The sequence below is a fragment of the Amycolatopsis sp. WQ 127309 genome, from assembly GCF_023023025.1.
Taxonomy (GTDB): domain Bacteria; phylum Actinomycetota; class Actinomycetes; order Mycobacteriales; family Pseudonocardiaceae; genus Amycolatopsis.
In genome coordinates this window covers 8412942-8424111 of the sequence record NZ_CP095481.1, presented here as the reverse complement: position 1 = coordinate 8424111, position 11170 = coordinate 8412942, and the positions used below count along the sequence as shown (strand labels likewise).

The window sequence follows — 11170 nt, the reverse complement described above, 5'->3', positions numbered from 1 at the left end:
GCCATGACCGAGGACCTCGCGGTCGCCGCACCGGCCCCCGCCACCGTCACCGACCCGCGCGCGGGCAGCTTCCGCGTCGACGCCCACCACGGCGAGATCCTGCAAGGGGTCTTCGTCACCGGCGACCGGCTGCGCCGCGGCCTGGTCACCCTGCCGTGCCCGCTCTACAGCACCCGCGCGACGTTCCTGCCCACCGAGGACGCCGGCACGACCGTGCGGCCCGCGTGGCGCAGCAAGGCCCGCCGTGCCGCCGACCTGACCCTGGCCCGGCTCGGGCACCCGGTTCCGGGCGGGCTGCTCGACATCACCAGCGACATCCCGCTCTGCCGCGGTTTCGGGTCGTCGACGGCGGACGTGACGTCGGCGATCGGCGCGGTGCTCGCCGCGACCGGCCGCCGGCTCACCCCGGCCGAGGTCGGCGCGCTCGCCGTCGAAGCCGAAACCGCGTCCGACTCCCTGATGTACGGCGGCCGCGCGGTGGTCTTCGCACACCGCGAGGGCGAGCCGATCGAAGACCTCGGCGAGCTGATGCCGCTGTCCGTGCTGGGTTTCGGCACCAGTCCGGGCGGGCGCGGCGTCGACACCCTGGAACTCCCGCCCGCGCGCTACACGTCCTGGGAGATCGAGGCGTTCCGCCCGCTGCGCGGCCTGCTGCGCCGGGCCATCAACGACGGCGACGCACGGCTGCTCGGCCGGGTCGCCACCGCCAGCACCCTGCTCAACCAGCGCCACCTGCCCATCCCGGGGCTGGACGACATCCTCGCCGTCGCCCGCGCCGCCGGGGCCGCCGGCGTGCAGGTCGCGCACAGCGGCGACGTCGCCGGCCTGATCTTCGACGCGGCCGACGCCGAAACCCCGGCGCGGCTGGAGTTCGCCGCGACCCGGCTCGACGTGACCGAAACCTGGCAGTTCGAAACCGAAAGGTGAGTCCGATGACCCTTGCCGCTCCCCTCAGCCACGCTGTCAGCCGGTCCGTTGTGGAAGCCACCGAGCTGCCCCGGATCATCCGCATCCGGCCGAACTTCCACGTGGCCGCCTTCGGCCTGATGAAGCTGCTGCCCGCCCGGTTCATGCTCGACCGCGCCGAAGAACGCGGCGAAGTCGGCCCCGGCACCACCGTGCTCGAGACGTCGTCGGGCACCTTCGGCCTCGGCCTCGCGATGGTCTGCCGGCTGCGTGGCTACCCGCTCACGATCGTCGGCGACCCGGCGATCGACGCGCCGTTGAAGCGCCGGCTCGAGCACCTCGGCGCCCGCGTCGAGATCTGCCCGAAGCCCAGCCCGGTCGGCGGGTTCCAGCGCGCCCGGCTCGACCGGCTGGAGGAGCTGCGCGCGGAGTACCCGAACCACTGGGTGCCCGGCCAGTACAGCAATCCCGACAACCCGGCGTCCTACGCGCTGGTCGCCGAGCAGCTCGCCGAGACGATCGGCGTGCCGGACTGCCTGGTCGGCGCGGTCGGCTCCGGCGGGTCGACGTCCGGCACCAGCTCGTTCCTGCGGATGCTCGCCCCCGAGCTGAACCTGATCGGCGTCGACACGCAGCGCAGCGCGATCTTCGGCCAGCCCGACGGCCCGCGGGTGCTGCGCGGGCTCGGCAACAGCCTGGTGCCACCCAACGTCGCGCACGAAAGCTACGACCAGGTGCACTGGATCGGCGCCGCGGAGGCGTTCGCCGCGACCCGCGAGCTGTACGCGCGGCACTGCCTGTTCATGGGCCCGACCAGCGGAGCGTCCTTCAAGGTCGCCGACTGGTGGTCGCGGCAGCACCCGGACGCCACCGTCGTCGCGCTGCTGCCGGACGAGGGCTACCGCTACCAGGACACCGTCTACTCCGACGAGTGGCTGCGGGCCCAGGGGCTGGCCCACCCGGGCGCGGCCGAGCCGTACGAGGTCGTCGCCCCCACCGAGCCCGGCGGCTCGTGGAGCTGGCTGAACTGGGGCCGGCGCCGCCTGGTTCCCGACGTGGCGGCGTGATGCGCACCCTGCTGCTCGTCGAAAGCAACACCACCGGCACCGGACGGCTGTTCGCCCGCCGGGCCCGCGAGCTCGGCTACGAGCCGGTGCTGGCGGCGGCCGACCCGAACCGCTACCCGTACGCGGCCGAGGACGGCGTCCGCGTCGTCCAGTGCGACACGGCCGACGCCTGCGCGGTCCTCGCCGCCGACATCGGCGAACCGGCCGGGGTGACGACCAGCTCGGAGTACTTCATCCCGGTCGCGGCGCGGATCGCGGCGAAGCTGGACCTGCCCGGCCCGGACCCGGACGCCGTCACCGACTGCCGCAACAAGGCCCACCAGCGGGCCGCGCTGGCGGCGATGGCACCGAAGTGCACGGTCGTGACGTCGGTGGCCGCGGCCGTCGCGGCGGCCACCGAGTTCCCCGTGGTGCTCAAGCCGGCCGAGGGCTCGGGCAGCGTCGGGGTGCTGCGGTGCGAGACACCCGAGTCGGTGGCGTCCCAGGCGGCGGCGCTGCTTTCGGTGACCCACAACGAACGCGGCCTGCCGGTGCCGGCGCAGGTGCTGGTGGAGCCGTACGCGAGCGGGCCGGAGTACTCGGTCGAGCTGTTCGGCGACGTCGTCGTGGCGATCGTCCGCAAGCACCTCGGGCCGGCGCCGTTCTTCGTCGAGGTCGGCCACGACGCCCCGGCCGCGCTGCCACCCGCGGACGAGACGGCGCTCGCGGACACGGCCCGGGCCGCGGTGAGCGCGCTCGGCCTCGGGTTCGGGGCCGCGCACGTCGAAATCCGGCTCACCCCGGACGGCCCGCGCCTGATGGAGGTCAACCCCCGCCTGGCGGGCGGGATGATCCCGGAGCTGGTCCGCGCGGCCACCGGCGTCGACCTGGTGGCGGCGCAGGTGGCGGCGGTGCTGGGGGACGACCAGCACCTGCGGCCGGACCGGCGGGTGTGCGCCTCGCTGCGGTTCCTGACGGCGTCGTCGGCGTCGGTGGTCGCGGCGGGGGACGCGGTCGCCGAAGCCGGCGCCGTGCCCGGGGTGGTGGAAGCCCGGCTGTCCCGGCCGGACGGCACCGTCGTCCGGCCGGCGCGGGACTACCGCGACCGGGCCGGGTACGTGCTGGCCGTCGCGGACCGACCTCGTGCCGGTCGCGCGGCCGCGGTGGCGGGGCTGAACCGGTTGCGCGCCGCCCTGATCCCCCGAGGAGAAACCCGATGACGCTGAGGTTCCTGATCGCCACCGTCGCGCAGACCGCCGAAGCCCACGCCGACCGCGCGGGCGACGAACGGGACCCGGACGGTCCCGCACCCCACCCGGAAACCCCGGAAGGAGCACCCCGATGACCATCGCCAAGGGCGATACCGGACGGCTGAGCAGCCCGGTCGCCGCCGCCGCACGGGAGATCCTCTTCGACCGCGACACCGCCCCCGCAGCGGACCCAGTCGCCGCCGAGCTCGGCCTGATCAGCCAGGTCGACCGCGCCCACGTCGTGATGCTCGCCGAACGCGGCATCGTCGACGCCGCCCGCGCCGCCGAGCTCCTCGCCGGCATCGAAAACCTGCGGGCGCACCGGTTCGCGCCGCTGCACGAGGTCCCCGCGCCCCGCGGCCGGTACCTCGCCTACGAGTCCTACCTGATCGACACCCTCGGCCCCGAGATCGGCGGAATCCTCCACAGTGGACGGTCGCGCAACGACCTCAACGCCACCGTCGTGCGGCTGCGGCTGCGGGAGCCGCACGAGCGGCTGCTCGCCGAGTCCGACGCCCTCGGCCGCGCCCTGCTGGACCGCGCGCGGCGCTGGGCCGACGTCACCATGCCCGCCTACACCCACCACCAGCCCGCGGTGCCGATCACCTACGGCCACTACCTGGCCGGGGTGGCGAGCGCACTGGTGCGCGACGTCGAAGGGCTGTGGCAGGCCGGGGCGGAGCTCGACCAGAACCCGCTCGGCGCGGGCGCGGTCGGCGGGACGTCGCTGCCGGTCGACCAGCACCGCACGACGGCGTTGCTCGGCTTCGCCGCGCCGCTGGCGAACTCGCTGCACGCCGTCGCGTCGCGGGACCTGGTGCTGCGGCAGCTGTCCGCGGCCACCGTGCTCGGGGTGCTGCTCTGCCGCGTCTCGCACGACCTGCAGGCCTGGACCAGCGCCGAGGCCGGGCTGCTGCGGCTGGCCGACGACGTCGTCGGGTCCAGCTCGATGATGCCGCAGAAGCGCAACCCGTTCCTGCTGGAGCACGTCCAAGGCCGGGCGCTGGCGCCGCTCGGCGCGTTCACCGCGTCGGCGAGCGCGATGGCCACCGCGCGGTTCACCAACGCCATCGCCGTCGGCACCGAAGCCGTCGCCCCGGCCTGGTCGGCGCTCGAAGCGGCCACCGACGCGGTCGTCCTGCTGCGGCTGGTCGTCGAAGGGGCCGAGCCGGTGCCCGAGCGGATGTACGAACGCGCCGTCGACGGCCAGACCGCCGCCACCCACCTCGCCGAACGGCTCGTCGACGCCGGGATGCCGTTCCGGCAGGCGCACCACGAGGTCGGCGCCATCGCCAAGGAGGCCCTCGACGCCGGGCTGCCGCTGCACGAAGTCGCCCGGACCCGGCTGGCCGGCCAGCCCGAGCACGTCCTCGCGGCGCTCGACCCCGCCGAAGTCGCCCAGCACGCCGCCCACGGTGGCGGCCCGGCGCGGGACTCCGTGCTCGCCGCCGTCACCGAGGCCGAGACGGCGTTCGCCCGCATCCGCGCCGACGTCGAGGAACGCCGCTGGCGCTGGAGCCAGGCCGAGATCGGCCTCGACGACGCCGTCCGCTCGCTCATCGACACCCGGAGCACGTCATGACGTTCACCGTCGTCCGCAACGACGAGGAGCAGTACTCGATCTGGCCCGCCGGCCGCGACCTGCCGCCGGGCTGGCTGAGCGCCGGCGTCACCGGCCCGCGTGACCGGTGCCTCGCCCACATCGACGCCGTCTGGACCGACATGCGCCCGCGGAGCCTCCGCGACCGCATGGCCACCCGCTGACCCCTTAGGAGCCTGTTGTGACGACCTTCGCCGACGACCTCGCGACCCTGCGCCCGGAAACCGTGCCCGCCCAGGGCACGCACGTCGAACTGCGCAGCGACACCTTCACCCTGCCCACCCCGGCGATGCTCGAGGCGGTCGCCCGCGCCCCGCTCGGCGACGACGTCTACGGCGAGGACCCGACCGTGGACCGCCTCGAACAGCTTTCGGCCGAGCTGCTCGGCAAGCAGGCCGGCTGCCTGATGCCGAGCGGCACGATGGCCAACCTGACCGCGCTGCTGGCCCACTGCCCGCGCGGCGGCAAGGCGATCGTCGGCCACGAGTCCGACGTCTACGTCTACGAAGCGGGCGGCGCGTCGCTGTGCGGCGGCATCGTCTACGACCCGCTGCCCAACCTCGCCGACGGCACCATCGACCCGGCGGCGATCGCCGAGGCGCTCGCGGTGGACCGCAGCGACCCGCAGATCGCGCCGCCGGCGGTGCTGAGCCTGGAGACGCCGCAGAACCGCTGCGGCGGGCTGCCGCTGCAGCTGGACTACCTGAGCGAGGTGTCGCGGCTGATCCGCTCCCACGGCGTCGCCCTGCACCTCGACGGCGCCCGGCTGTTCAACGCCGCGGTGGCGCTGGGCGTCAGCGCGGCGGAGATCGCCAAGCACGCCGACACCGTGCAGATCTGCCTGTCGAAGGGCCTGTGCGCGCCGATCGGCTCGGTGCTGGTCGGCGACCGCGTGACGATCGCGGCGGCCCGCCGGATGCGCAAGATGCTCGGCGGCGGCATGCGCCAGGCCGGGATGATCGCGGCCTGCGGCATCGTCGCGCTCACGGAGATGACCGAGCGCCTGGCCGACGACCACGCCCGCGCGGCCCGTCTGGCGCGTGGCCTCTCGCGCGTCCCGGGCGTCCGCCTGGACCCGGGCCCGCCGCTGACGAACATGGTGTTCTTCAAGGTCCGCGACGACCGCTACACCACCCGCACCCTGATCGAGGCGGCCCGCCGCCGCGGCATCAAGGTGGAGGAGCTGGGCACCGACCGCATCCGCGCGGTCACCCACGCCGGAGTCGACGACGACGCCATCGACCGCGCGATCACGGTGTTCACCGAGCTGCTGGGCCCGACCGCCGGCCTGCGGTGACCCGCCGGATCACTCGTGCCGCCATGAACGAGGCCCGCCTGAACCCCGCTGCGGACGGGGAAAGGCGGGCCTCGGGCCGATGCTCCTTTGTGGACGGACAGCCGTCACCGGGTGGGGGTGACGGTGCCGGTCGTGGCGGATTCCCGGCGCTTGCGCTGGATCGCTTCCTGCTGACGCTGCAACTGGTCGTGCCAAGCTCCTGAGTCGTTCATGATGGTCTCCGGGTGGGCGAGGCGTGCGGCAGTCCGGCGAAAGGCGCCGCGGCCGGTGGGTTTCGCTGTGTCGCAGAAGTACCCAGCGGGATGACGGGTCAATCAGCTTTTACGCCTGCCACCAGGCATTAGTCCGCTCGGACGCAGTCGCCCCGCGGAGTCGGCACGGTCTGTAGCGCGTCGACGGAGGCTCGGTCCCGCCGGCCGAACCGGACTTTTCGGTTCTTCCGCAACGGATACCGGATGTTGTTCCGGCCGGGCCGCAGGTGCTATACCGGCAGCTGCCCGGTGTCGCGATGACGCGATGCCACAAGCGAGCGGGGTGTCTGGTGGCCAACCGTACTTTGCGCTCATCCGTCGTGGTGGCGGCCTTGACCGCACCCGTCCTCCTGATGGGGACCGCGACCGCGGCGGCCGGCGCTCCGCCAGGGCGGCAGCTGACGATCGAGACGGTGTCGAACCCGCGGCCCGCGCTCGTCAGCGGGGGACAGGTGCTGGTCAAGGTCGTCCCGCCGGCGCGAGCGCGGGTCACCGTCAGCGGCAACGGCCACGACGTCACCTCGAGCTTCCACGCCCAGCCGGACGGCAGCCTGCTCGGCCTGGTCACCGGCCTGCGCGACGGAGCCAACGACCTGAGCGCCCGGACGAGCGGGCCCGGTCCGGACCAGCGGGCGAACCTGCGCGTCACCAACCACCCGATCACCGGGCCCGTTTTCTCCGGCTCGCAGCAGCGCCCGTTCTACTGCGAAACCCAGGCGTTCGGCCTGCCCGCGGCGTCCCAGCCGCTGTGCAGCGCGCCGACCCAGGTGAGCTACCAGTACAAGACCACCGCCGGGGCGTTCGCGCCGCTGGCGGACCCGGCGACCCGGCCCGCGGACCTCGCGACGGCCACGGTCGGCGGGCACGCGGTGCCCTACGTCGTCCGCGTCGAACGCGGCACGATCGACCGCGCCGTCTACGAGATGGCGGCGCTCTACGACGGCACGCCGTCACCCGTCGCGCCGGACAAGAGCTGGAACGGGAAGCTGGTCTACACCTTCGGCGGCGGCTGCAACGCGGGCTACCACCAGGGCAACTCGACCGGCGGGGTCGTCAACGACCTGTTCCTGGCCCAGGGTTACGCGGTCACGTCGTCGACCCTGAACGTGCTCGACAACAACTGCAGCCCGATCATCTCCGCCGAAGCGGCGATGATGGTCAAGGAACACTTCATCGAGACCTACGGCCCGGTCGCCCACACCATCGGCTGGGGCGGCTCGGGCGGGGCGATCCAGCAGTACGACATCGCCGAGAACTACCCCGGCATCGTCGACGGCATCATCCCGGGCGTCTCGTTCCCGGATCCGCTCAGCGTGGGCGGCCCGGTGTCGGACTGCCGCCTGCTGGACCGGTACTTCGCCGGGCCGGGCGCGTCGTTCACCGCGGCGCAGAAACAGGCCGTCGCGGGGTTCACCAGCTACGACACCTGCGTCTCCTGGGACCAGACCTTCGCCAGCCGCGCCACCGCGACCGACAGCTGCAACGCGGCCATCCCGGTCTCGGCACGCTGGGATCCGGTCACCAACCCGCGCGGGGTGAAGTGCAACTCGAACGAGCAGCTGGCCAACCAGATCGGCCGGGACCCGAAGACCGGGTTCGTGCGCAGCCCGCTGGACACCACCGGGGTGCAGTACGGCCTGGCCGCGCTGAAGGCCGGGACGATCACCGCGGCGCAGTTCGTGGACCTCAACGCCGCCATCGGCGGCCTCGACTACACCGGAAAGCCCGTGGCGCAGCGGATCGCGGCCGACCCGAAGGCGCTCAGCGCGGTGTACGCCGACGACATCCTGAACTCGGCGTCGCAGGGCTTGCGGGAGACGCCGATCATCGACCAGCGGACCGATCTCGACCTGGCCGGGTTCGGCAACGACATCCACACCACCGAGTGGTCCTACGTGATGCGGCAACGGCTTCTGCGGGCCAACGGCACCGCGGGCAACCAGGTCATCATCGAAAACCACGCCACCGGGCCCGAAGCGGCGGCCGCCAGTGTCTACGAGCTCGACGCGATGGACCGCTGGCTCACCGCGATCGACGCCGACGGTTCACACCGGAGCCACCAGCAGAAGGTGCTGGCGAACCGACCGCGCGATCTCGGCGACGGGTGTTACCTGTCCGCCGCGTCGCGGATCACCGAGAAGCTGACGTACCCGGCGAGCGGCCAGTGCGGCGCGCAGTACCCGGTGGCGGCCAACACCCGGATGGTGGCGGGGGAGAGCCTGGCCCTCGACGTGCTGAAGTGCCGCCTCCAGCCGCTGGACTTCCGCGACTACCCGGTCACCTTCACGACAGCGGAGCGGACCCGGCTGCGGGCGGCGTTCCCCGGTGGCGTGTGCGACTACAGCCGTCCAGGCGTCGGGCAGCGTGCCCCGATCGGCACCTGGCTGAGCTACGGCGACGAACGGACCGGCACCACGCCGCCGACCAAGCTGCGGTGACGGACGGGCTCGGTGGGCGTTCCGATCGGAACGCCCACCGAGTCGTCAGACCTCCTGGAGCGCCGTCTCGGCGGGGGCGCGGCCCCGCAGCGGGATCTGGCGGACGAAGAACGCGATGACGATGCCCGCCGCCGCGACCGAGGCGGCCACGACGAACATCGTGCCCAGGCTGTCGGTGACGGCGACCTTGAACATGTGCTGCGCGGCTTCGGGCAGCTTGTGCAGGATGGCGGGAGTCATCTGGTTGCCGCTCGCGGAGAAGCCGGCGCCCCCGGTCAGGGACGTGCTCAGCGAGCTGGTGTAGATCGCGCCCAGCAGCGCCACCCCGAGCGAGCTGCCCATGTTGCGCAGGAACGTCGCCGCGCCCGTGCCCGCGCCGATGTCACGCAGTTCGATGCTGTTCTGCGCGATCAGCGTGGACGTCTGCATCAGGCAGCCCATCCCGGCGCCGAGCACGACCATGTAGATCGCGGTCGTCGTCTTCGACGTGTCGATGTCCAGGGTCGCGAACAGGGCGAGCGCCGCGGTGAGCAGGATGCCGCCGATGATCGGGAAGATCTTGTAGCGCCCGGTCTTGCTGATGATCGCGCCACTGGCGAGGGAGACGACCATGGCCGCGATCATCATCGGCATCAGCAGCAGCCCGCTGTTGGTCGCCGACGAGCCCTGCACGAACTGCTGGAACTGCGGCAGGAACGTGACCGCCCCGAACATCGCGAAGCCGGAGATGAACGCCAGCCCGCCCGAAAGGGTGAAGTTGACGTTGCCGAACACCCGCAGCGGCATGATCGGCTCGGCCACCCGGCGCTGCACGATCACGAAGGCGATGAACGCGGCCACGGTCACCACGGCGAGGCCGAGGATCTGCGGTGACGCCCAGTCGTACTGCGTGCCGCCCCAGCTGGTGATCAGGACGAGCGTGGTGATCCACACGGTCAGCAGGCCGGCGCCGAGCCAGTCGATCCGCGCCTTGCCGGTGCCGCGGGGGAGCTTGGCGAGGGTCAGCCAGCAGACCACCAGCGCGACCGCGCCGAGCGGCAGGTTGACGTAGAAGGCCCAGCGCCAGGAGAAGTTGTCGGTGATGAAGCCGCCGGCCAGCGGGCCGCCGATCATCGCGACGGGCATGACGGCCATCATCAGGCCCATGTACTTGCTGCGTTCCCGCGGCGGGATCATCTCGCCGATGATCGACAGCACGCCGACCATCAGGCCGCCGGCGCCGAGGCCCTGCACGGCGCGGAAGGCGACCAGCTCGCCCATGTTCTGCGACATCCCGGCCAGCGCCGAGCCCGCGAGGAACACCACGACCGACGAGACGAAGACGATGCGCCGTCCGAAGAGGTCGCCGAGCTTGCCCCAGATCGGGGTGGACGCCGTCGAGGCGAGGATGTAGCCGGTCGTCACCCAGGCGAGGTGGCTCAGGCCGCCGAGGTCGCCGACGATCGTGGGCAGCGCCGGGGCGACGATCATGTTGTCCAGCATCGCCAGGAGCATCGCGATGACCAGGCCGCTCATGGTGACCATGATCTGCCGGTGGGTGAACTGGGCGGGCGCCGTGGCCGCAGTCGCGGCGCCGGGCGGGGCGGCCTCGCCGGTGGTCTCTGTCGTCATGGGGTGGGATCCTTCACGGAGTGGTCAACTTACTTTCCGGCCGGTCAGTAGTGAGAGTACTGACCGGCCGGAAGGTAAGCAACGGGTTATCATGGACCCGCGGATCGATCGAGCAACCAGGAGAGCCACGCCCATGGCGCAGCAACGCAAGGCAGCGGGCGACCGGCGCGCCGAAATCCGGCGGGTCGCGCTGGACCTGTTCACCGTGCACGGCTACGAGGCCACGTCGTTGCGGCAGATCGCCGAGCAGCTCGACATCACCAAGGCCGCGGTGTACTACCACTTCGAAAGCAAGGAAGCGATCGTCCGCAGCCTGTTCGAAGACCGGCTGACCACGCTCGACGCGCTCATCGAATGGGCCGAGGGGCAGCCGCACTCGCCGGAACGCTCGGCCAGGATAGCGGCCGGCTGGTTCGGCCTCATGCTCGACGACGGCCTCGGCTTCGCCCGGTTCGCCATCGCCAACCAGGCCGCGCTGCGCGACCTCAAGCCCGACCACGGCGGCGCGCTGGACCGCCTGCAGAAGATCTCGTCGCTGCTGGCCGAGCCGGGCGCCTCGGAGCTGGACCGGCTCAAGGTCCGGATGGCGATGATGAGCGTCAACCTCGCGGTCATGGGCTCCCACGGGCTCGACCTGACCGACGCCGAGATCCTCGCCGCGGCCACCGAAACGGCGTCCCGCATCTGTCCGGGCTTCCCGGTCGTCGTGCGCTCGTAGGCGTTCCGGACGTTCCCACGCGGGCAAGACTGCGGTTTTCCCGGCCCCGATCA

At 72.5% G+C, this 11170-nt stretch carries 10 protein-coding genes; 9 read left to right on the top strand and 1 reads right to left on the bottom strand.

Annotated features, from left to right (window positions below; genetic code table 11):
* The first annotated feature begins 3 nt into the window (after nucleotides 1-3).
* The 8 genes from MUY22_RS37085 to MUY22_RS37055 all read left to right on the top strand — a co-directional run bounded on the left by MUY22_RS37085 (nucleotide 4) and on the right by MUY22_RS37055 (nucleotide 8788).
* The gene (locus MUY22_RS37085) at nucleotides 4-927 is read left to right on the top strand and encodes a kinase (RefSeq protein ID WP_247051839.1); all 924 of its coding nucleotides are present in this window, start codon (nucleotides 4-6) and stop codon (nucleotides 925-927) included.
* Nucleotides 928-932: 5 nt separating this feature from the next.
* Nucleotides 933-1973, top strand: coding sequence for a pyridoxal-phosphate dependent enzyme (locus MUY22_RS37080; RefSeq protein WP_247051838.1), 1041 nt, complete (start codon nucleotides 933-935; stop codon nucleotides 1971-1973).
* The gene (locus tag MUY22_RS37075; RefSeq protein WP_247064296.1) at nucleotides 1973-3172 is read left to right on the top strand and encodes an ATP-grasp domain-containing protein; all 1200 of its coding nucleotides are present in this window, start codon (nucleotides 1973-1975) and stop codon (nucleotides 3170-3172) included. The genes MUY22_RS37080 and MUY22_RS37075 overlap by 1 nt, the downstream gene beginning before the upstream one ends.
* Nucleotides 3169-3297 carry a hypothetical protein gene (locus MUY22_RS49560; RefSeq protein ID WP_256474751.1) on the top strand — a complete coding sequence of 43 codons (129 nt, stop codon included), beginning with the start codon at nucleotides 3169-3171 and terminating at the stop codon, nucleotides 3295-3297. Before MUY22_RS37075 ends, MUY22_RS49560 begins: the two co-directional genes overlap by 4 nt.
* Entirely contained in the window at nucleotides 3294-4784 is a 1491-nt protein-coding gene (gene argH / locus MUY22_RS37070; RefSeq protein ID WP_247051837.1) for an argininosuccinate lyase, read from the top strand. Before MUY22_RS49560 ends, argH begins: the two co-directional genes overlap by 4 nt.
* On the top strand, nucleotides 4781-4966 hold the full coding sequence (locus tag MUY22_RS37065; protein ID WP_247051836.1) for an MbtH family NRPS accessory protein: 186 nt from the start codon (nucleotides 4781-4783) through the stop codon (nucleotides 4964-4966). Before argH ends, MUY22_RS37065 begins: the two co-directional genes overlap by 4 nt.
* Before the next feature lie 17 nt (nucleotides 4967-4983).
* Nucleotides 4984-6099 (top strand): GntG family PLP-dependent aldolase, encoded by a 1116-nt coding sequence (locus tag MUY22_RS37060; protein ID WP_247051835.1) that lies wholly within the window; start codon nucleotides 4984-4986, stop codon nucleotides 6097-6099.
* Nucleotides 6100-6673: 574 nt separating this feature from the next.
* The gene (locus MUY22_RS37055) at nucleotides 6674-8788 is read left to right on the top strand and encodes a DUF6351 family protein (RefSeq protein WP_247064294.1); all 2115 of its coding nucleotides are present in this window, start codon (nucleotides 6674-6676) and stop codon (nucleotides 8786-8788) included.
* 45 nt (nucleotides 8789-8833) lie between these two features.
* On the opposite strand, the gene MUY22_RS37050 is transcribed toward MUY22_RS37055, so the two are convergent.
* Nucleotides 8834-10399 (bottom strand): MDR family MFS transporter, encoded by a 1566-nt coding sequence (locus MUY22_RS37050; protein ID WP_247051834.1) that lies wholly within the window; start codon nucleotides 10397-10399, stop codon nucleotides 8834-8836.
* Between the two features lie 133 nt (nucleotides 10400-10532).
* Between MUY22_RS37050 and MUY22_RS37045 the strand changes: the two genes are divergently transcribed.
* The gene (locus tag MUY22_RS37045) at nucleotides 10533-11117 is read left to right on the top strand and encodes a TetR/AcrR family transcriptional regulator (RefSeq protein ID WP_247051833.1); all 585 of its coding nucleotides are present in this window, start codon (nucleotides 10533-10535) and stop codon (nucleotides 11115-11117) included.
* Nucleotides 11118-11170 lie beyond the last annotated feature (53 nt).

Coding starts and splice junctions, on each gene's coding strand:
- MUY22_RS37085 (WP_247051839.1), top strand. CDS start 4: ATGACCGAGGACCTCGCGGTCGCCGCACCGGCCCCCGCCACCGTCACC.
- MUY22_RS37080 (WP_247051838.1), top strand. CDS start 933: ATGACCCTTGCCGCTCCCCTCAGCCACGCTGTCAGCCGGTCCGTTGTG.
- MUY22_RS37075 (WP_247064296.1), top strand. CDS start 1,973: ATGCGCACCCTGCTGCTCGTCGAAAGCAACACCACCGGCACCGGACGG.
- MUY22_RS49560 (WP_256474751.1), top strand. CDS start 3,169: ATGACGCTGAGGTTCCTGATCGCCACCGTCGCGCAGACCGCCGAAGCC.
- argH (WP_247051837.1), top strand. CDS start 3,294: ATGACCATCGCCAAGGGCGATACCGGACGGCTGAGCAGCCCGGTCGCC.
- MUY22_RS37065 (WP_247051836.1), top strand. CDS start 4,781: ATGACGTTCACCGTCGTCCGCAACGACGAGGAGCAGTACTCGATCTGG.
- MUY22_RS37050 (WP_247051834.1), bottom strand. CDS start 10,399: ATGACGACAGAGACCACCGGCGAGGCCGCCCCGCCCGGCGCCGCGACT.
- MUY22_RS37045 (WP_247051833.1), top strand. CDS start 10,533: ATGGCGCAGCAACGCAAGGCAGCGGGCGACCGGCGCGCCGAAATCCGG.